This window comes from Vibrio sp. MACH09, from assembly GCF_033238805.1.
GTDB lineage: Bacteria > Pseudomonadota > Gammaproteobacteria > Enterobacterales > Vibrionaceae > Vibrio.
In genome coordinates this window covers 151,316-172,718 of sequence record NZ_BSFZ01000001.1, presented here as the reverse complement: position 1 = coordinate 172,718, position 21,403 = coordinate 151,316, and the positions used below count along the sequence as shown (strand labels likewise).

At 40.2% G+C, this 21,403-nt stretch carries 21 protein-coding genes; 4 read left to right on the top strand and 17 right to left on the bottom strand.

Annotated features, from left to right (window positions below; genetic code table 11):
- Positions 1 to 24: 24 nt before the first annotated feature.
- The 7 genes from CHJ_RS00750 to CHJ_RS00720 all read right to left on the bottom strand — a co-directional run bounded on the left by CHJ_RS00750 (position 25) and on the right by CHJ_RS00720 (position 8,413).
- A complete protein-coding gene (locus tag CHJ_RS00750; protein WP_317916618.1) occupies positions 25 to 1,083 on the bottom strand; it encodes a nucleotidyltransferase family protein in 1,059 nt (352 codons plus the stop codon).
- A gap of 14 nt (positions 1,084 to 1,097) precedes the next feature.
- Positions 1,098 to 1,736 carry an acetyltransferase gene (locus tag CHJ_RS00745; RefSeq protein ID WP_317916617.1) on the bottom strand — a complete coding sequence of 213 codons (639 nt, stop codon included), beginning with the start codon at positions 1,734 to 1,736 and terminating at the stop codon, positions 1,098 to 1,100.
- The gene (gene neuB, locus CHJ_RS00740) at positions 1,729 to 2,802 is read right to left on the bottom strand and encodes an N-acetylneuraminate synthase (protein ID WP_317918056.1); all 1,074 of its coding nucleotides are present in this window, start codon (positions 2,800 to 2,802) and stop codon (positions 1,729 to 1,731) included. Before neuB ends, CHJ_RS00745 begins: the two co-directional genes overlap by 8 nt.
- 7 nt (positions 2,803 to 2,809) lie before the next feature.
- Entirely contained in the window at positions 2,810 to 3,967 is a 1,158-nt protein-coding gene (gene neuC / locus CHJ_RS00735) for a UDP-N-acetylglucosamine 2-epimerase (protein WP_411861529.1), read from the bottom strand.
- 18 nt (positions 3,968 to 3,985) lie between these two features.
- A complete protein-coding gene (locus CHJ_RS00730; protein WP_317918055.1) occupies positions 3,986 to 5,134 on the bottom strand; it encodes a LegC family aminotransferase in 1,149 nt (382 codons plus the stop codon).
- Between the two features lie 15 nt (positions 5,135 to 5,149).
- The gene (locus CHJ_RS00725; RefSeq protein WP_317916616.1) at positions 5,150 to 6,340 is read right to left on the bottom strand and encodes a UDP-N-acetylglucosamine 4,6-dehydratase; all 1,191 of its coding nucleotides are present in this window, start codon (positions 6,338 to 6,340) and stop codon (positions 5,150 to 5,152) included.
- Between the two features lie 162 nt (positions 6,341 to 6,502).
- Positions 6,503 to 8,413, bottom strand: a complete 1,911-nt coding sequence (locus CHJ_RS00720) for an acyltransferase family protein (RefSeq protein WP_317918054.1) — start codon at positions 8,411 to 8,413, stop codon at positions 6,503 to 6,505.
- A 341-nt stretch (positions 8,414 to 8,754) separates the two neighbouring features.
- Here CHJ_RS00720 and CHJ_RS00715 point away from each other — a divergent pair, with 341 nt between their 5' ends.
- Positions 8,755 to 9,921 (top strand): glycosyltransferase, encoded by a 1,167-nt coding sequence (locus CHJ_RS00715; protein ID WP_411861528.1) that lies wholly within the window; start codon positions 8,755 to 8,757, stop codon positions 9,919 to 9,921.
- A gap of 3 nt (positions 9,922 to 9,924) precedes the next feature.
- Here CHJ_RS00715 and CHJ_RS00710 read toward each other — a convergent pair whose 3' ends face one another.
- From CHJ_RS00710 to CHJ_RS00700, 3 genes are all read right to left on the bottom strand, one after another.
- Positions 9,925 to 11,778, bottom strand: a complete 1,854-nt coding sequence (locus tag CHJ_RS00710; protein ID WP_317916614.1) for a DUF3413 domain-containing protein — start codon at positions 11,776 to 11,778, stop codon at positions 9,925 to 9,927.
- 66 nt (positions 11,779 to 11,844) lie between these two features.
- A complete protein-coding gene (locus tag CHJ_RS00705) occupies positions 11,845 to 12,552 on the bottom strand; it encodes a 3-deoxy-D-manno-octulosonic acid kinase (RefSeq protein ID WP_171753490.1) in 708 nt (235 codons plus the stop codon).
- Positions 12,553 to 12,572: 20 nt separating this feature from the next.
- Positions 12,573 to 12,728 (bottom strand): hypothetical protein, encoded by a 156-nt coding sequence (locus CHJ_RS00700; RefSeq protein ID WP_171753491.1) that lies wholly within the window; start codon positions 12,726 to 12,728, stop codon positions 12,573 to 12,575.
- A gap of 42 nt (positions 12,729 to 12,770) precedes the next feature.
- On the opposite strand from CHJ_RS00700, the gene CHJ_RS00695 reads away from it, so the two are divergent.
- Together CHJ_RS00695 and CHJ_RS00690 are read left to right on the top strand one after the other, a co-directional pair.
- A complete protein-coding gene (locus CHJ_RS00695) occupies positions 12,771 to 13,829 on the top strand; it encodes a glycosyltransferase family 9 protein (protein WP_317916613.1) in 1,059 nt (352 codons plus the stop codon).
- Complete coding sequence (locus CHJ_RS00690; RefSeq protein WP_317916612.1) at positions 13,819 to 14,613, top strand: glycosyltransferase family 2 protein; 795 nt, start codon at positions 13,819 to 13,821, stop codon at positions 14,611 to 14,613. The genes CHJ_RS00695 and CHJ_RS00690 overlap by 11 nt, the downstream gene beginning before the upstream one ends.
- Here the strand turns inward: CHJ_RS00690 and CHJ_RS00685 are convergent.
- Entirely contained in the window at positions 14,582 to 15,616 is a 1,035-nt protein-coding gene (locus CHJ_RS00685; protein ID WP_317916611.1) for a glycosyltransferase family 9 protein, read from the bottom strand. The two genes, CHJ_RS00690 and CHJ_RS00685, sit on opposite strands and share 32 nt — an antisense overlap.
- Positions 15,617 to 15,784: 168 nt before the next feature.
- On the opposite strand from CHJ_RS00685, the gene coaD reads away from it, so the two are divergent.
- Entirely contained in the window at positions 15,785 to 16,309 is a 525-nt protein-coding gene (gene coaD / locus CHJ_RS00680) for a pantetheine-phosphate adenylyltransferase (RefSeq protein ID WP_317916610.1), read from the top strand.
- Here coaD and CHJ_RS00675 read toward each other — a convergent pair whose 3' ends face one another.
- From CHJ_RS00675 to radC, 6 genes are all read right to left on the bottom strand, one after another.
- Positions 16,310 to 18,286 (bottom strand): LTA synthase family protein, encoded by a 1,977-nt coding sequence (locus CHJ_RS00675; RefSeq protein ID WP_411861527.1) that lies wholly within the window; start codon positions 18,284 to 18,286, stop codon positions 16,310 to 16,312. It abuts the gene before it with no gap.
- 12 nt (positions 18,287 to 18,298) lie between these two features.
- Positions 18,299 to 19,114: a bifunctional DNA-formamidopyrimidine glycosylase/DNA-(apurinic or apyrimidinic site) lyase gene (gene mutM, locus CHJ_RS00670; protein ID WP_317916609.1), complete on the bottom strand. Its 816-nt coding sequence runs from the start codon at positions 19,112 to 19,114 to the stop codon at positions 18,299 to 18,301.
- 47 nt (positions 19,115 to 19,161) lie between these two features.
- Entirely contained in the window at positions 19,162 to 19,632 is a 471-nt protein-coding gene (locus CHJ_RS00665) for a hypothetical protein (protein ID WP_171753498.1), read from the bottom strand.
- A 243-nt stretch (positions 19,633 to 19,875) separates the two neighbouring features.
- Positions 19,876 to 20,043: a 50S ribosomal protein L33 gene (gene rpmG / locus CHJ_RS00660; RefSeq protein ID WP_084884015.1), complete on the bottom strand. Its 168-nt coding sequence runs from the start codon at positions 20,041 to 20,043 to the stop codon at positions 19,876 to 19,878.
- 13 nt (positions 20,044 to 20,056) lie between these two features.
- The gene (rpmB, locus tag CHJ_RS00655) at positions 20,057 to 20,293 is read right to left on the bottom strand and encodes a 50S ribosomal protein L28 (RefSeq protein WP_004728407.1); all 237 of its coding nucleotides are present in this window, start codon (positions 20,291 to 20,293) and stop codon (positions 20,057 to 20,059) included.
- A 417-nt stretch (positions 20,294 to 20,710) separates the two neighbouring features.
- On the bottom strand, positions 20,711 to 21,385 hold the full coding sequence (radC, locus tag CHJ_RS00650) for a RadC family protein (RefSeq protein ID WP_171753499.1): 675 nt from the start codon (positions 21,383 to 21,385) through the stop codon (positions 20,711 to 20,713).
- Positions 21,386 to 21,403 lie beyond the last annotated feature (18 nt).

Sequence of the window (21,403 nt, the reverse complement as noted above, 5' to 3'; positions counted from 1 at the left end):
CTCTAGAGAGCTAAAGCAGTATCACTATATTAAACCCAAAGTATGGATATCTGCTTGAGCACGATTAAAATCATCCATACGACCAATATCCAGCCAATACTCATGGATAGGAAACATCAATATATTGTTTCGCTCTCTCATATGCTGCTCGAGCAATGTCGGCATATCAATGGCGTGATTTTTAGGCACAGACTGAATCACTTGTGGCGAAACAACATAAATACCCGCATTAACAAAGAAGCGTTGTACTGGCTTTTCTACCATACTTGTAATTTTGTTACCTTCCCCATTAATCACACCATAAGGAATCTGATAATCGTACTCACGTACACACATAGTGGCATCAGCGCCATTATCGCTATGAAACTCTAAAAGGCGTTGAAAATCGACTTTAGTAAGAATGTCACCATTAATCATGATTAACGGTAAATCCTCAGGTAAATCATTAGGTAGCAAGCCAAGTGCACCTCCCGTCCCTAATGGCATATCTTCATGAACATACTGAATGTTAATACCCAGTTTTTCTCCATCACCAAAGTACGCTTTAATTTGTTCTGGCATATAGTGAGTAGAGATATAAAAGTTACTAAAACCAGCATTGATAAAGCCACGAATAACCGTCTCCAACATTGGTTTTCCACCAATTGGCAACATAGGTTTAGGGCAGTTATCCGTTAAGGGTTTTAAGCGCGTCCCAAAACCACCCGCCATAATAAAAACAGGATTATCATATTTAGGTTTACTAAGAACACCTTGTAGTGTTTCAAGGCCAACAACCTTACCTTGCGAGAGAATAGGTATAGATAAAATGCCTTTACTCTCCATCAAGCTAGCAAGCTTCTCTCGAGACGTGCTCACGTCTGCTGTTACTGGCGATGTATTCATGACTTCCGTCACCGGAGCTGCAAGTGAAAGGTTATCCAATATCCCTCTACGAATATCACCATCAGTAACCACGCCAAGTAACTCATGGTGTTCATTTATCACCAATACCACTCGTAGTGCTTCGTTGTTAATAATTTCCAACGCTTCACGAATAGTACTGTCTGCCTTAATTAAGACATTGTTCCAGCAATGGCTCATCAGATACCTTACTTTTACTTAATTTGACTTCGACTAGGGTAGCAGGTTTGCCCTGCAAGCAAAGAGCGGGTAAGTGTTGCTCCCGCCCCAACAATACAATCTTGCTTCAGTTCGACATTTTGGATAATGGTAGCGTTCGCTCCAATGAAAACATCCGCTTCAGTCTTAACTTGTCCACATAAGATGGCACAAGGTGCAATATGATTATTGACACCAATATTGCAATCATGCTCAACAACAGCAGCAGTATTAATAATTGTATGTTCACCCACTACAGCACCAGCTTGTACTCGAGCGCCCGATAACACCTGAGCACCTTGCATAATCGTAGCATAAGAAGAAACTGCTGCATCTTCCGCCACTACGGTTGCGAACTGGTACCCTTTTTCTGTATAAAATTTAGTTAGATTCGAGCGAACGTTTGATCGCGGTAGAAACCCGATGCCGTTAACCAATAAGATATCTTTAGGTGGATACTGAAAGACATCGTCATCAGAAACTAACTGTTTTATATTATCGAATACTGCTCTCAAAATAGTTGTTTCAGCGCTTACAACGGCAATAATTTCACGATTTTGCATTCGTAAAATGTCAACAAGCACACTGGCATGCCCGCCACTACCGATAATAATGATCGGCTTGAGATTACTCACTTATCAACTCTCCAGCACAATACTCGTTTTTAGCCTCACAGCCCAATAGTTCCCAGTACATATACGGAGAAGCACCTGAGCCGGGGCGTTTTATCGTAAGGTTGTCTCTGCTAAAAATATCTCCAGAATTAATATCTTTTAACGCAACCAAACTTTTTCTAGCTACCATTTTATTTTTAATTTCGGATACAGTAGGTGCTTTAATTTTTGAGCCTAATGCCTTTTCTACCTGACGTATTGCAACTGACATTTCTGCCAACTCATCAGGCTCCAAAGATGCTTTGTGATCAGGCCCTTCCATATTCTTATCTAAAGTGAAATGCTTTTCGATCAATGTCGCTCCCTTTGCAACGGCAGCAATAGGGATAGTAATGCCTTTACTGTGATCGGAGTAGCCAACAGCTAAATCAAATGCACTTGCTATAGTATCCATCGCATTTAGATTGATCTCTTCCATCGGTGCAGGATATTCAGTTGTGCAGTGAAGCATTGTCACTTTCTTTTTAAGTAAATTTTGTCCTTCAAGAGACGAATACGCCATTTGAAAGGCATCTTTACTAGGTAGAGCATCCGCAGCGGCAGTATAACCAAATGCAATCACTCCTAGTGCCATTTCAATTTCGGCCAAGGTTGCCATACCAGTAGAAACGATAATGTCGCATCCTGTTCTAGCATGCTCCAGAACCAGTGGAGCATTGGTTAATTCTCCAGAAGGTAATTTAAGACGCTTTAGTCCTAAATCATTAACTAAAAATGCCAAACTTTCAGAATCAAATGCTGTAGACAAAAACTCTATGCCAAGCTTATTGCAGTGTTCAATCAACTTGTGGTGAGCCTGATACGAGAGTTCTAATCGCGTTAGCATTTGTAATTGAGATTCTTCTTTCTTAGTGTTTTCGACTTGATACTCAGCTTGTTTAGCGGCTTCCGTTACCAAGTTCTTCGCCTTAAATGTCTGGAACTTAACAATATCTACACCAGCTTTATACGCGGCATCTACCAGCTCAAATGCTAAGTCTTCATCTCCATTATGGTTAACTCCTGCTTCTGCGATAATTAACGTCATCACTTACTCACTTAATATCATAAAATGTTTTACATGATTCAAATTGCAAGGTTCGAATCATATCAATAACTTGCGAACTAGAATCACCTTGCCCATATGGATTTATTACCACTTCATCATCGACAAGATAATCACGTCTTACCGCACTATTAATCGCTTTAACAATATCATCGGTATTAGCCGCGGCATCAATCACGCTTTTCGCGGCTAAACGCCCTTTTTGTCTAACACCAATATTTACCGTGGGCACATCAAACGATGGCACTTCAATAACCCCGCTCGATGAATTTCCAATCACTGCGGACGCAAGTTTTATCGCACTCAAGTAACGGACTTGTCCTAATGATGGTATAGCGAATACTCGGTCAGCATTTTTCGCCGCATAAGCTTCTAACAGAGGAATAATCTGGCGGCCACCATCATCAGCATTGGGATAAGTTAATATCACCTGATGATCTGGAAACTGATCCAACGCTTTTAGTAATGCACTAAAACTGGCAGTAGGCTGCTCTTCACCTAAAGTAACCGGATGATATGTAACGACAAAAAATGGGCGCTCTAATGAAAAATTGAGAGAAGAAGAAAGCTCATCAAGCTCCATGAACTTGCCTCGTTTAAGATGATCAAGCCCAATGGCACCTACATTTCGAACTCTATCAGGATGTTCTCCCAACTGAATCACTCGCTGACGATATTCATCAGTAGATGTAGCATGTAAATAACTCAGCTTGGTAATGGCATGACGAATTGCATCATCATAAGCCCCTTCGGTTATTTCTCCACCATGAAGATGTAAAATTGGAATGCGCATGATCATGGCCGTTTGAGCAATAGCAAGCGCTTCAAAACGATCACCCAACAACACCAAAACATCAGGGTTTAACCGAGCTAAAGCATCAGAAAACCCAAGCACCCCCAAACCTATGCTTTTAGCTGTCCCTACAGCCGAATCTGATGACAGCAAAATCTCAATTTTTTCATCAATATGAAAACCATCTTGTTCAATTTGCTGATAAGTTTCTCCATGTTCAGGCGACAAGTGCGATCCTGAAACTAAAAGCTGCAATTGCATCTCGTCATCTGCTTGAATGTCTTTCAGCAACCAAAACAACAAGCCATATTCCGCTCTTGTTCCAGTAAATACGGCAACTTTAATTGTCATCATTTCGCCTATTGGGTAAGTCTAATCACACTTTACAGGTGAACTTGGTAAATTAATCAAATGCGCTTCAATATATTCAGAATGCGTCAAATCCCCTCGCATCGCACCAGAAAACATAGGTAAACGATGCATCAACTGCCAGATAGGCCGAGTCATAACACCTGCGTTATTTGTCTGCTCTAATAGCAAGTTCCTGCTCTCTGCATCAGGGCATAGAATTGCATTTAACCAATAGTTCGACTGAGCATATTCTGGCTCAACGACAAACTGATAGTCACTTCCAGTAAATAGCGCTTGATACTGATGGGCAAGCTCTCTTTTCTGTTTTAAATAATGCGGCAAGGATTCCATCTGCGCGCAACCCAATGCGGCATTGAGATTTGGCATTCGGTAGTTAAAACCGGGTTCATCATGATAAAACTCAAACGGGTGCGGAACCTTCGCTGTTGTGGTGACATATTTTGTTTTATTTCCTAGCGCTTCATCGTGACACAACACCATCCCACCGCCGCCGGTAGTAATAATTTTATTACCATTAAAACTAACCGCAGCTAAGTCACCAATAGTACCCGTGTGTTTTCCTTTGTAAAAAGAGCCCAAACTTTCTGCAGCATCTTCTACTAATGCAATTTTCCACCTATTACACACGGTAAGCAGCTCATCTAATTCAACTGGATGACCAAAGGTGTGCATAGGCACAACAGCAGAAATTTTTTGCCCTGTTGATTTATGAACACAACCCTCTTCCGTCGTCAGTGCATACTCATCCAGATAAGCTTCTAACGCTTTTGGGCAAAGCCCTAAACTAACAGGTGACACATCAACAAATACAGGCTCAGCTCCCATGTGATATAACGCATTACAGGTAGCAACGAATGTCAGCGCTTGAGTAATAACTAAATCTCCACGCTGAACACCCGCCATATACAAAGCAGCGTGCAAGGCCGCGGTGCCATTAACAGTTGCAACGGCTTTTGCAGCACCAGTATAAGCTTCTATTTTTTTCTCAAAATCGTCTACAAATTTGCCGACACTGGATACAAAAGTGCTCTCAATGGTTTCCATTACATAGTTTTTCTCATTGCCTGAAAAACTGGGCGCATGTAAAGGAATAAACTCTTTAGTAGAGTAAGTCTCTTGTACGAAATCGACAATGCGTTTAGCGGTTATAGTCATTACTTCTCACTACATTTTGCTGTCTAAGTATTTGCCCGTTTCTTTATGTCCAAAATCTGGAATCATCTTAAAGAAAAGCTCGACAATCTGCTCTTTAGTCCACTCTTTGTTCTCTTTCATATCAGCGATCTGCTGTTCAAATAAAGCAAGTAATTGAGAGTCATATAGAGGGTCATTCTTGATAATGCCTAAGTTTTGGAATCGTTCCATATCCAATACTTCACTATCAGTAAAAAATTCTTCGAAATCTTTTTCACCTGTCGTATCACTCGCGGTAAATAGGCAGGGCCATTTGCCTTGCTCAGGCAAGGTTTTCGCTAGCTCTCTCGCCTCTTCTTCTGATGAGCACAAATACGGCTGATAGCCACGTTGTTTTAAATATTTGATGGCAATATCAGCAAAAGAGATCAAATGGAGAGCTTCACTAAGCTTAGGAAAGAAAATATCTCTGTTTTCACCAAAAATACAAGACATTAAACATAGCTCACCTGACTCTTGAGGTGTCACGAAATAGCGCTTTATATCATTAGGAGCAACAATAGGTTGATTCTTCTGTAGTCTTTGATTAAACCCATGCAATAAAGAGCCATCAGAAAAGGCAACGTTAGCGAAACGAGCTGTTGAAATGGTTATCTGCTCACTTTTGCGCATTAGGAACATTTCCATAATACGCTTCGATGCGCCCATCATATTGACAGGGTTGGCTGCTTTGTCTGTTGATACACAAAAATATTTCTTAACACCGGACTGAATCGATTGTTGAATGGTTTTGTCGGTGTTAAAGACATTAACATCGATCATACGCATCAAAGTGAATGGATCTTTTTCACTGCGAACATGTTTTAGAGCTGAGAGGTTCAGCACATAGTCATATTCACCATCGGATTTGATGAAAGCATCATATTCGGTAGAACCAATATCTAATGCAAACGTTTGAAAGTCTCCCCCAATATAGCCAAATGAACTTCGAATATCTCGAACCAGCTCAACCATATTGTTTTCACTAATATCCACAACATGCAATTTTTGAGGGTTACGTTTAAATATCTCTTTCGTGACAGCTTGGCCAATAGAGCCGGCACCACCTAACACCAAAAATTTAGATGTTGACACCTCAGCTCTTAGTGCTTTTTCGTTATCACTAATGTCTTTTTCAAACAGAGCATCAGAGCGACCAATCAATGACAAATATGCGTTCATAGTTTCAATTACTTCAATTCGTTTGCTAGATTTTAAACCATGCCTATCAATGGTGAAAGGGATGGAGAGAAAAGTTCTGTGCTATTAACGATATTTATTAATCGACCTGCACTTCTAGGTTCAATTTTCCAAACAATATAGATCGTTCGACTTCGTGATTAACTACAAATTCAATGCTTTTTGAAATGCAGGAGCAATATAATCCGCACCATATTCACTTAAATGATCATCATCAAAATAGAGTGATTGACCATTTTTTACTCCGACACACGAAGTTTCAGAACAGAGGTATGGAATCGGATCAATAATTTTCACATCACATTTATCACGCATTTCATTTTGAATATCATACGCCAAGCTCTGTCGTTGGTCGTACTCTCTTCTTGAAATGGATATCTGCTTATCATTTCCAGCAAAGAGCTGGCTCCTTAGACGGGTATTAGGAACATTGTTTACTAATTCGGGAACCGGCCTCACGATATAAGTAGGATTGGTTTTTGAAAACTGACATGCAGTATCAATCATTCCTTGAGCAATAGATTGTCGGTACTCATCATCTCTTGAGGAATACTCTTTCCCAACAAAGCGGGATACTGGCTTAGTATCCTCATTCCGACCATATAAATTTTGTGATGTTCGATTTATTATAATGACAGGAACACCTTTATATTTTGTTCCCGCTTGTTCAATCGCATACTCAACAAAATTGCCACAACCATTTCCTTCCTTGTTAGAAAATAACCCTGCTATCGTTGCGCATGCGCCAATACTCCAGTCTAAAACAGCTGTTTTGGTATGAATTCTATCAATCATACCTACCATCGCTTCTGCGTGACTATCTCCAATAACAATAGCACCGACCTTACCACTCCCAAGCAGACATTCAGGATGAGGCGAATTCCATCCACCATGGCACTTTTCCCATCGACTGTTATCTTTTAGCTCTTTAATCTCTACAAACATCTCTTTAACATTATCAGGGTAATGCCATTCATATCCGTCCGATAAATAAACCTCTTTTCCAAATAGAAACAAGAACACAGCCATCCAAACCGGCTTTATTTTATAAATATCTCTCCAACGGCTAAATGAAGAAAATGATAGTGATTCAATCCACCGATAACTAATGTAACCAAATAATATGGACAGTGGAATTCCATACAGCCACCAGTTAGAAATATCTAGATACTGATTGATTACCACAACAGGCCAGTGCCAAAGATAAATAGAATACGAACATTTTCCTAAAAATTGGCAAGTTAAGTTATTGGTAAGCATACTATCTTGTCGATTAGCTATTAAAACAAGATAGCTACCCAATACAGGCATCAAAGCATAGTAGCCCGGCCATAACAGCTCCTCTGATACAGTAACAAACGCTAGAAAAATAAAAAATAATCCAATGATTTCTATTCGTTTTTTGTTTTTCTTGTTAAACGAAAACGGGTACAGATAAGCGACTCCACCCATCATCATTTCCCACGCTCTGGCCGACAAAATATAATACGCAGTATCAGAATCAAGTTCCGTTAACCATACACTGTAAAGAAAGCCAACAGATACCAATAACAAGATGATTCTCTTAATATTACTGACAGAGAATAATTTACTTAACGCTAGTAAGAAAATGGGATATATCAGGTAAAATTGCCACTCCACAGACAATGACCAAGTATGAAGCAACCATTTCTCTTTAGCAGCACTATCAAAGTATCCTCCCTCAGCTATATACCTAAGGTTTGATACAAAAAAGGCACTTTTTTCAATATGCTTTCCTAGCATGGCTAGATCAAAAGGAGGGAGATAAAACCACCCAAATACAAAAAGTGTTGCGCACAAAACAGATAGAGCCGGAATAATTCGATTTGCGCGGGAAGTATAAAACTGAACAAGATTAAAAGAGCGAGAGCTTAGCTTTCCAACTATAATTGCGGTCATCAAATAACCAGATATAACAAAAAAAACATCGACTCCGGAGAAACCTCCTTTGATCCAGCTGGGATTAAAGTGAAACAGCATAACAGCCATTACAGCGATAGCCCTCAAGCCATTAATGTCATATCTAAATGTCAAAATATAATCCAACCCAACTTATTACTCTCTCATCCATCATTTTTATGACGCTGCACACCATACTCAGAAACACTAACAACCAAGCATCAATAAAGCCGCCAATTCTAGTTTCGTATTAGCAGTATGTACATGAAATTTAGATTAAAAATTAAAACAAACATTATTACCAATAAAACCGACGACACCAGTTAGTTGCTCTAACAGTACAAAGATAGCAATTTATCCTATCTCACGACATAATAGCCAAACTTAAAACAAAAGTTAGACCATAAGAATATATGCATTTTCTATTTCACTCTTTATCTCTAACCTCCTCAGGGGGAAGCCGAGTCATCACCAACTTGAGCAACTATCTTGTTGAAGAGGGACATCAAGTATCTATTATCATCGATCGAAATAGAATCGCATTCCCACTACATAAAGATGTGAAGGTTTACCACCTTAAAACCTTCACGATTAAAGATGTAACCCCTAAAGTTGTCGGTGATACCTCTCTTTTTCAAAAACATGTAGAGAAAAAAACGACGAAAAAAACAAAAAAAAAGAAATTAAGAGAGCACTCTGAATTTATAAGCAATATTAATGAGTGGAAACGATACTTATTAAAGGTTATTTCATTTCCAATAAAAAAAACACGAATATCGAAATTAATAGAAAATATCAGGCCTGACATAGTCATCAGCCATAACATGTATTACTTCTTGGAGCATTATTCTTTTTATTCAAACCAAAACCTTTGTGTTGTTCTCCATAATTCCCCTAAACAAGTTTTTATTGATCGCACGGTTAAGTCATTGCGCCCTATCAATAAAATATTCCAAGATATTCAATGCATTGGTGTTTCCGAGGGCGTATCACGTGAAATGAATATACTCTATCCTGCACTAACAAAAAGAACTAAAACTATTTACAACCCCGTTGATATTGCTGCTATCAGAGAATTATCAACCGGAAGACTATCTGATTTTTTCATTAAAAATGATTACATCATTTCTGTATCTTCTCTCGCACCTGGAAAAAGAATTGAAAGAACTATAAGAGCATTTAGCCAATTGAATGATGAACAGTTATATTTGGTTATATTAGGTAAAGGACCAGAAGAGCCGAAACTAAAACAGCTTGCAGAAAATTTAGGGATTGAAGAACGCGTAATATTTAAAGGATTTGTTGAAAACCCCCTCCCCTATATGGCCCATGCTGAACTCTTATCCTTCACATCAGATTATGAAGGGATGGGGATGGTACTGATTGAAGCATTAGCTTGTAATACCCCCGTAGTTAGCACTAATTGCCCTAGCGGACCAAGTGAAATACTTACAGGTGAATTACAAAAGTACTTAATAGACATTACTGGTAGAGATGAGAATGATATTGTTGAAGATATCACTATTGCTATGTCTTCAATGTTAGCCAATAAACCGATGATTACTGATGACCACCTAAAACCTTTTGACCGCGCAAACATTATCAGTCAATGGGAAGAGGTGGCCACCAAATCGATGTATTAAACGTTACTTATTAAAGCGGCTTACATGCTCTAAAGCATCGTTTAGCTGCTTATAGTTAATTTCTCCGCCTTTTATCTCTCTATTGGTTTTGTCCATCAGTTGGTAAGCACCGCTAATCTTCACTTCTAAAATGCTTTCATCGCTTACCACTGCATACCCCCCATAACTTGATGATAGAGTCCAATCTCTTTTCACCGGTGACGCTAGCAAGTCTTCACCAACAGAGTAATCTGCTAGCTCACTCGTTACCCCAAGATAATTCTTCATAAATGTAGGAACAACATCTTGATGACTGGTGAGTGCATCCGCAGGCCAAAGCATGCTATTAGCGCTAATTTTCGGGCCAAATATAGCGAAAGGCACCTTGATTTGGGCATCAGTAAAATTACTATTGTGACCCCAAAAATTCAGCTTATTATCATTCAATTCTTGAGCATGATCGCCAGTGATGATTACAACCGTATTCTCGAGATCACCGCTTTGCTTCAACTTATCCAACACTCGTTTCATCTGGCTATCAACAAAGTGAGCACTGGTTTTATAACGATTAAAGAACTCTGTCGTATCTGTGTCATTATTCAATTTTAGATAGTTAAGGGTTTTCAGATAAGGCTCGAACTTATTTGGGTAGTCATCAGGAAAATCATAGCCATGGGGCGCATCATAAAATAAAAACGAGAAGGTCGGTTTCGTTTTATCTTTTTGATCATACCAAGCTAACCAATCATTGGTTAAATCAATATCTAACTCAGATGGTCGGCCACCTTCCGAGCCATCTACTCGTAAATCCGCCACATTGGTGAATACCGTTTTATCAAACTCTGGCGATCTCAGTTGGGCCGCAGAAAAAATGCCCAAATTATAATTTAGCTGCTGAAGCCTATCGATAAATAACGGTGCTTTTTGGTTTGCCAGAAAGCCGTGCCAATAAGTACCAGGAACACCATAAAACAAACCAAAAATACCCGTTCGAGTCGAGTTACCCGTCGACATATGGTTATTGAATATAATGCCATCCTGTTCTTCTACTACTGCCCATGTATTAGGGGTAATCTCAGCATTAAAGGTATCGGCGCGCCATGAGTCCACCACCAGCCAAAGAATATTCACTGGCTTTTCTACTGGCTCAGTTTGCAAAGGATTTAATGGGTAGTGTAAATCGCTCTTTCGATCCATTTTCATCGACTGTTGGCGCTTTAACGCTTCTTCATCAATCCAGCCGTACTTACGCATCAATTTATTGGAAGTAGCCGGCTGGAAAAGAGGCAGATATCGCTTAACAACCGTAACAGGCTGGTAGGCGTGTGCAGCAGCCCAGATATGGATGCCATTTGTCGCCAATAGAGCCAAAAAAGTCACAAATGCAAACTTTCGTCCAAGCTTATGTTGTGTGATCACTGGTTGACCATCTAGCCAGCGTACTAACATCCACTGACTCACTAACAATGCCGCGACACCTCCAATCACCATCGCCCAAGTAACCAGTGGAAAGCTTACAATCTGCCCAGATAAAATCATATTGACCACAACAAAGTTAATATGAAAACGGTACTGAGCGAACACAATGGTATCGATGAATAGAACCGCGATACCAATGGAGGCAGTGAGACTTTGCACCAGTCTACGACTGCGAGTGGGGAGAAACAGAAACGGAATGCTAATCAACCCAACCACAGCAGACAGCAATACCATTTGGCTAAACGTACCTGCAAAAATAAACACTATTGCCTGAATATCACTAGGGAACTCTGGCAAGAATGCAAAGTAGCGACTCGATATAGCCATGGCGACCAAAGCATTAATAAGGATAAGCCACCCATGAGAGTGTAACTTCTGTTTAAACGAAAGCTTGTTCAATGTTTTCTCCACGAAACCTGATCAATAAAAAATCATACGACACAAAAAGATCAATCCAAAAATAAGTTACTCTTCAGAGTGGTAACCTATCAACAGTTGCTCAAAATCACTCTCTTGCCAGCAAATATCTCTTTTATTTTTTTCTTTATAGAATGACCGCTTTAATCGACTAAGGTTCGATTCTTTCCAAGAATCCCCCTCCTTAACACCACATTTATCAAAATCAATCAACCAAACGACACTATTGTTATCCACCAGAATATTATGAATATTGAGATCAGTGTGATTAACCTGCAGATCATGCATTTTTCTGATCTCCTTTCCTATTGATTGGTACAGTATGTTAGATAAAGGCTCTCTCTCCAATATTGAGACTAAATCATCCGTATTGGGGATTTTTTCACTTAACAGATCCGCTTGATAACAAAATGTCCGTTTTACTACTCTAGCAGCAATAGGCTTAGGGACATTAGCCCCACCATCAGCAAGCTTAGCCAACAATTGGAACTCTCGATACGCTCGGCTATTCTTCCAGCCAAAGAACAGATAATGGTCACTCACAATCTTGCCAAACAAGCCACCACGTCGATAATGACGAAGCGCTGCTTGAATGCCAGCTAGCTGAATAAACCAAGTGGTCCCTCGCCCCTGTGCAGCACCAATAACACGGTCTTGATGATGCCAATAATCAATATCAAAACTCTGCTCAACAGCAGAAGCTAATAACTTATCATCATACCAAATACGTAATTTGGGCTGCTTAATTTCGTTCATTATCAAACCAGTATATTTATCTATTCTATTGGCAGTTCATCTATAATGGACGCCTGCCAGTTGAGAAGCTTCATTCTACAGTTATCACTCACATTCTCAAATATGCCATCTTTATTGAATAGTACGTTGCTATTTCCCATTGGTATTAACCCGTCAATATCTTGAAGTTGCAACACTATCGCTGCATAATCCTTGAGACACCGAATCTGGAACTAATCATGCCCCTTTTCAATTCAGCACCTAAATCTGTCTGTTTTCTCCGCTTGTCAGCAATTGGAGACGTATGCCATGCCATCGCAGCAGTCCAAGCTTTGCAAAAACATTGGCCTGAAACTAAAGTAACCTGGATCATAGGCAAAGTAGAGGCGCAATTAGTTCAAGGATTAGAAGGTGTCGAGCTAATCATATTCGACAAGAAAGCTGGCTGGACTGGTATCCAATCCGTTTGGAAGGCACTAAAAGGACAACACTTCGATGCCCTTATTCATATGCAGCTAGCATTGAGAGCCAGTATTGTTACCCTTGGCATTCGCGCAAACTACAAAGTAGGTTTTAATCGAGAACGAGCTAAAGAAGGTCAATGGTTATTTACCAATCGAAAAATACCTGATACCCACTCTCAACATGTCTTAGACAGCTTCTTCTCCTTCATTCACTATTTAGGAGTACCTCGCAGCCAGCCCGAGTGGCAGTTGCCTATTGATCAAGAGCATCTTCTCTTCGCTAAACAGGTACTACAAGAGAAGCCGTCCGTCGTTATCAGCCCGGCGGCAAGCAAAGATGAACGCAACTGGCAAGTTGAAAAATACGCCCAGTTTGCCGACTGGGTAACGAGTAAAGGTTATCAAGTCGTGCTATGCGGATCGCCATCAGAGCGCGAACTGGCACTTTCACAACGTATTCAAACGCTCATGAACTCCACAGCGCTGGATCTAGTAGGAAAAACATCCTTAAAACAGCTTACCGCAATATTAAGATATGCTGATATTGTACTTGCACCAGACTCAGGCCCGGCACATATCGCGACTACCCAACATACTCCCGTAATCGGTTTATATGGGCATAGTAACCCTAAACGAACTGGCCCTTATAACAGTCAAAAATATGTTGTCAGTGTCTATGAACAATTTGCACAACAGCAATACAATAAGCCGCTCGAAGATCTCTCTTGGAGCTCTAGAGTAAAAGGCAGCCACATAATGGATGCCATCTCTTTAGAAGACGTTCAACAACGCTTTAACACCATCGAAAAAACCGAGGATAACCATGCCAAATAGCAGCGATAAAAAAATCACCGTCGCGGTGGCTTTAATTGTAAAGAATGAAGCTGATAACCTCGCCGGCTGCTTAGATACCGTTTCTAACTGGGCTGATGAAATTGTTATTCTTGATTCAGGAAGCACTGACAATACTGAGCAAATTGCCCGCAACTATACCGACAAATTTTTCACTAACCTAAGTTGGCCGGGATTTGGCCCTCAGCGGCAGTTAGCCCAGCAGTACGTTGAGTCCGACTACGTGCTCTGGTTAGATGCAGATGAACGAATTACCCCAGAACTACAAGCAAGCATTGAATCTGCAGTGACTCAAAACCAGCCAAATACCGTCTACAGAATGAATCGACTCAGCTGGGTATTTGGACGCTATATTAAACATTGTGGTTGGTATCCAGATAGAGTTGTACGCCTATATCCTACCCAACTGACCCAATACGATGATGCCCTTGTTCATGAAAAAGTGCAGGTAAACAGTAGTATGCAAGTCAAAGAGCTCGATGGGGATGCCATACATTATACTTATAATGATCTGCACCACTATCTTGTGAAGTCAGCAGGGTATGCCAAGGCATGGGCAGATCAACGAGAAAGAAGTGGTAAAAAAAGCAGTCTTTTTACGGGCATCACTCATGCATTAAGTTGTTTTGTGAAAATGTATTTCATCAAGGCAGGTTTCTTAGATGGAAAACAAGGTTTGTTGCTTTCCATCCTCTCTGCGCACTCCACTTTTGTGAAATACGCTGATTTATGGATTAGGACAAATACTGACAAGCCCAAGGATTAAGATCCGTTAACACCTGTTCTATATCGATACTGGTCATATTGCTCTGCTCTTCTTGGTTTTTACCACCTTGGGGAGTAAAGGCAATATGACGTTCATCTGAATTTATCGGCATCCAACGCAAAGGTGTTGAAGACCGTTTTGCTGGGAAAAAGCCGACAGTAGGCACATCCAGTGCGGCAGAAATATGAAGTGGCCCGGTAGAACCCGCAATAAACAAACTGGCGCAAGCTAAAGAGCAGGAAAAATCCACTAAACCATCATTTTTATCATACACAACACAGTGATCACCTTGTGCTGAGATCAGAGATAGAAGTTTTCTCGCGTTTTCCTCTTCACCTGGCCCTGCAGTTAACACCGTCTCAAACTCGCCATCTAAGCCACTTATCAATGTCTGATATTGCTCATTCGCAAGGGCATTTGAAGAGCCTCCCGTACCAGAGTGAACAAATACCCAAGGTAGATTCGAGTCAATCCCTAACTGCTTAGCTAACTTTGTTTTCTGTGCCGCCAACGCATCTTCATCAAACTGGAAATATGGCGCACTCGGTTCAATAATTGCCACATTGTTATCCGACAAAAAGACTCGAATTAAGTCCATATTATATTGATATTCAGGTTTTGCGGACTGAGAACGTCTTTGCTTAACTCGATGGTTATAGAAAATTTGCGCAAATTTGGTAGCCGGAGCTAAACGGTAAGGAATACCCGCTCGCCATACAAGCGTTGCATTATACGTAGTAGAAAATAGATTAATTGCAGCGTCAAAATGACACTTTTTTATTGTTTGAAGCAGTGCATTATAATCAGACTTATCGGCGGATTTAGTTGGATCAATAATCACATCATCAATCCATGGGCACTGCCTTGCAAGTTCAGCGGTATAACGAGGAACTAAAGCCGTAATATGACTCTCTGGCATCGACTCTTTTAACATGGCGAAGCTTGGCCAGGCCAACATAAAGTCGCCAATTTTATCATTACGAACTACCAGTATTTTTTGCATATATAGCACCAAGTTTACAAACTAATCAGAGAAGTATCGTTACCGATATCATTTATATTCAACATAGACCCGTATAGTACCTGTATAGAGCCTCAAAATTAAATAGTTAATTTTATGCGCATTTGTTAGCATGATCGTTATGCACTTCTAAGTACAAGAAACGATAAAATGACACATAAGCACACATCTAAAGTGATCTACCCTGGTACATTTGATCCTATTACTAATGGGCATTTAGACCTGATTTTAAGAGCTGCAAAAATGTTTGATCATGTGGTCATAGGCGTTGCTGCCAGCCCGAGCAAAAAAACCATGTTCACCTTAGAAGAGCGAGTAGAACTAATAGAAACCGCGATCAGCAGCCACAACAATATATCCGTTGTCGGTTTCTCAGGACTGCTGGTTGATTTTGCCAAAAGAGAACAAGCCAACTTACTCATTCGTGGTCTTCGAACCACAATCGATTTTGAGTATGAGTTTGGTCTAACAAATATGTATCGAAAACTTCTGCCAACTTTAGAGAGCGTATTTCTTACTCCTTCAGAAGAATACGCCTTCTTATCGTCAACCATCGTTAGAGAAGTCGCCATTCACGGTGGCGACATTAAGCAATTTGTTCCAGAAAATGTCGCGCTAGCCATTAGCAACAAGACGGCCAAAAACTCTTCCATCACAAAGACAGAAGAGTCGTAATTACTGAGCGACCTGCCAACGCAGATAGTAGTCTTGAAGCTTGCGGTACTCTTTGCCTTGTTGTGGATTTGGGTTATCAACCGCACTCTCTTCACTGTGCCACTGATCATCAGCCCATGGGTAGAGTTTTTCTGGCTGATATACATCATAGCTACCCTGCTCATTAATAACCCTTTGCGCGTTATAACCAAAGCTTTCTATCGATTGTGTAGAAAGCAGGTTGTTACCGCCTAAAGAGATATAACTGGCATCAGACAGACTGAAATTATACAAGGTCGGGAAAATATCCCGATGAGAACCAATACGCTGGCTATCATATTGAAATGGTACATTCTGTAAGATTTTCTGCGGCACATACAGATAGAAAGGAACAGCGTAATTAATGGCAAACTCATTGGCCAAGGTACCATCCAAGTAACGCATTCTATGATCCCCCGTCCCTGCGATTAAGGTGTTATTGGCTAAGGCTGAACCTTTAATATTCGTTATAAACTGTCCAAAAGCGTCATTTGCATATTGGTAAGCACTCAAAAGAGCAGTTCCATGCTCCTTTAAAGGTCCTAATAACTGATTCAGTCGTTCACTTATCTCAACCGGCTTAACCTGATAACTCTCTGGCGCCTTAAACGGTGAATGGTTGGTCACAGTAAGAATATAGATCAATAACGGCTTATCACTGCTGTTTAATATTTTTTCGGCATATTTAAAAGCGTACTCATCAGGAACTCCCCATGTATCTGCGTATTTTTTGGCTTCAGGGAAGGTTCTAATAAGAGTATTTTCATCAACGATTTTATCAAACCCCTGCAAGGGCAGGTAATTGGCTAAATTACGCCACATCGCATTTCCTGGCGTAATATACACAACCTCATACCCTGCCCGCTTATAAGGCATTACTGCAGAGCCAGGCATAACCACTTTTTGCACACTAGAGTGACTAATGGAAGGGTTACTACTATGAAATAGCATCATCATCATGCTATCAATGGTTGCGGAGGTACTTGCTAAGAAACGCTTAAAGACAAAATCATCTTCAAACGGCTGACGAAGCGAAGCCAGTAGATCATTCTTTTCCGCGTCATCCTCTAGCAAAACATTACTGCCAAACCCTTCCATTAAGGTCATGACTATATGAGGTTTATTATTCTCAAGATATTCATTTGTCGGCGTGTGATATTCAGGGGTTGGTTGCCCTAACACTTTGTTCATTTGAGTCGTCAGTAACTCTGCACCAATCGGTTCAAACTTGGTTTGTTCCTTATAGTCGCCTCTCGCCCAATCTAGAGCCATAAATGCATTGGGAGTCGCCTTATTTAGTACATCATAATCAGAGACATTAGCGTGATAACGTTTAAGGGGTAAGGTCGAAAAGCTACCACGGGCCAGTCCGACATAGACTAAAATTGCCACAAAAACGGCAATAGAAACCATTGACCAGTGCCATGACTTCGTCGCTAAAAAGCGCTTGCTGGCGATAACCTTGTGAAGAAGTTTTGATGCAGCCACAGTAATAGTTACGGTGAAAAGTAGCGCAAATACAATGGGGTAATCACTCCATGCACTTTCTAATACGGCTTTGGTATCATCATCAAACAGTCCAAAAACAAACACATCAAAATAGTTACCAAAAGTAATATAGTAGTAATAATTCCCGATGCTAAATGCTGTTAACAGAAAGAAAATAATACTGGCATAAGGAAGTAGACACTTCTTAACAAAATTAAATAGCGCAGGAAATGCGGCTACAACGATGGCCAATAAATAAAGGGGCGCGAAAGCAATCGTTGTCACTTTTAAGTCATATCGCAAACCAACAAATAACGCTCGACATAGATCCCAGTATCGTTCACCAAGCATAGTGACATCAATTTGTTGAAACAAAAAAATCACTCGGCCAGTGGTCAAAATTACACTTGAAATAAGTAATGCCGTAAGGACCCAAACAGTGATCCTTAAAAAGTTATTCTGAAAATTCATTGTTATCGCACTTTATTTTATTGGTTGGCAATCTGTACAAAAATAGCTGTTTCTTTGACCTATTTTAATTTGCTGAATGTCATTCGCACATCTTGGACAAGCCTCCCCAGCTCGACCATAGACCTGTAATACTTGAGCAAAATAACCCGGTTTGCCATCCACCTGATTAAAGTCTTTAAGCGTCGTTCCACCCTGCTTTATTGCAGTAGTAAGCACTTGCTTTATTTCAAAAACCAACTTATCCCACTGGGTTATCGTTAATTTACCCGCTTGCGTTAATGGATGAATACTTGCAGAGAAAAGTGACTCACTTGCGTATATATTACCGACACCTACCACCACTTTGTTATCCATAATAAACTGTTTAATAGCAACTCTTTTGCCTTGCGCTCTATCTCTCATATAGTCACAACTAAACTGATCACTTAATGGTTCTGGCCCCAAATTACTTAATAGCTGGCTCTCTTCACCAGCCTCCTGCCACAACCAGCTGCCAAAACGTCTCGGATCATTATATCTAAGCCGTTTTCCATTGGTAAGCACCAGATCAACATGATCATGTTTACCCGCGACATGTTCACCATCTAATATCCGTAATGAGCCAGACATTCCTAAATGAACAATAATGGAACCAATGGGGGTAACCAGTAACAAATATTTTGCTCGACGTTTAATGGCAACGATTTTTTGTCCTGTTAGCAGTTGAAGTTCATCAGGAATGCGCCAACGTAACTGTGGTTGACGTACAATTATTTCTTCAATTGTTTGATCTTTTATATGAGGTGTAATCCCCATTTTGCTCACTTCAACTTCAGGTAATTCTGGCATACATCCACTCAAAGCTTGCCAATATTTGCCGTTTGGCTTGATTGCATTTAATTAATAGGGAAAAGATAGCTTGGTTCAACAGAAACGGCTATCCAGTTTTGCTGCCAGTTTTTCATCAACCAAAACTTTGGCGTTTCATAATAAGTAATTCGCTGAGGCTCTTCTTTTTCTAAGTACCACACTTCAATCGTATTCGCCTTAGATAACGTTGGTTTTAATTGACGATAGGTATCATCACTTACCGCTGTTCCTACTAAATTTTGCCAACGCTGTACCAACTCCAATTCAGGAATAGAAAGTGTCTCCGTTGCTTTCCAGCCGCTCGCTTCCCGTAAAAGCGACCAACGAGAAAAATGAATCTGTTGAACAGTTTGATTCGGGTTTAGCAAATATGGGTACTCATTCTGCTCCGGTTCAAGGAGGTGATTCTTAATAATGGTTGGCATATTAAGAATGATCATAAACATAATAACGCCCAACATCAGCACGTTATTCCAACCACGACGAGAAAGCTTCATTGCATTTCCTTATTTTACTCAATGAGTAACCAGTACGACGAATACCAGTCAATAATGCCAAGTCATATACTCAAGTGACCTCAAGCTGCAGGATTCAGAGCTACATCAACAGGGTCAGTTCAAGAAAGATAATCGAAGGAATGGCATCCCCTTTCAAGGTTACTTGAGTATAGAATATATCAAAAATTACAGACATAAAAAAACCCAGCTACAAGAGCTGGGCTTTTTGAAACTAGTAATCAATTACTTGATTTTTGCTTCTTTGTACATAACGTGCTTACGAACAACTGGATCAAATTTCTTGATCTCAAATTTTCCTGGCATGTTACGCTTGTTTTTATCAGTAGTGTAGAAGTGACCAGTACCTGCTGAAGAAACAAGTTTGATCTTCTCACGAATGCCTTTAGCCATTGCTTAATTCCTCTTAAACGTTTTCGCCACGTGCACGGATATCAACAAGAACAGCATCAATGCCTTTCTTATCAATAATACGCATGCCTTTAGCAGTTAGACGTAGTTTAACAAAACGTTTTTCGCTCTCTACCCAGAAACGATGAGTTTGTAGGTTCGGCAGAAAACGACGCTTAGTAGCATTTCGTGCGTGTGAACGGTTATTACCCGTTACTGGACGCTTACCAGTTACTTGGCATACTCGGGACATTAATGTCTCTCCAAAATCGTTTCAGCTCGATATCAACCTTGGTGGCCGAACCTCTCTATCTAATCATCAAGAAATGAGGTTAAAACCTATGGTAAATCCATACAAGGCTATCAAAGGTCGCGCATTATACTAACTTGACGTACATTGCTCAATACCCAGACAGATCCTTTTTGCAGGATTTAGTGATCTTTTTTACACAGAGCTGAATTTGTGTTCAAAAATAGTGCGCGGATCATAGCAGATTTAAGAGGGAGGGCAACTAGAAAAAATAGGTTTTATCAAGGTTATATGTCACAACTGGCCGATTATAAACAAAAACAGGGTTTGGCTAATCATTTTTTACGCTATTTGTCAGCATGTTAGCTTTTATTCTCTCTAATCTATATTTCAATAATACTACGCCTCAATGTCATTTTTTTATATCAAACCCTGCTCTGCAAATGACAAGACACTCTCTTCTGCGATGATAAAGTGGTCTAACACTCTAATATCGACCAAAATCAACGCCTCTTTTATTCTAATCGTCACTCTAATATCTGACTGGCTAGGCTCTGATATGCCTGAAGGGTGATTGTGTGCCAAGATCACTGCCGCAGCATTATGAGCTAGAGCGCCTTTCACAACCTCTCTTGGATAGATGCTTGCAGCGTTGATTGTTCCTTCAAACAATATCTCTTCCCCTATAACCTGATGTTGATTGTTAAGGTATAAGATTACAAAACTCTCACGCTCTCTATTTTTTAATACGCTAGTTAAATACTGTTTAGTATAAAGAGAGCTATTTAACGTATCTCCCTTTTTAATGGTTTCCAATAAATATCGCTGAGCCATTTCTAGTACTGCCTGCATTTGGGTATATTTTGCCTCTCCCAACCCTTTGTGTGCACAAAAAGTCTCTTTCGTACTAGTAAACAGGTTTTTTAATGAACCAAACTCTGCCAACAGATACTCAGCCAGCTCTATCGCATTTTTTCCCCGAATACCCGTACGAAGAAATATGGCCAGCAACTCAGCATCAGATAATGCTTTTACACCACGAGTTAGTAGTTTCTCTCGTGGCCGAGACTCCTTAGGTAATAATTTAATGCTCATGTCCTCTCCTTAATAGAA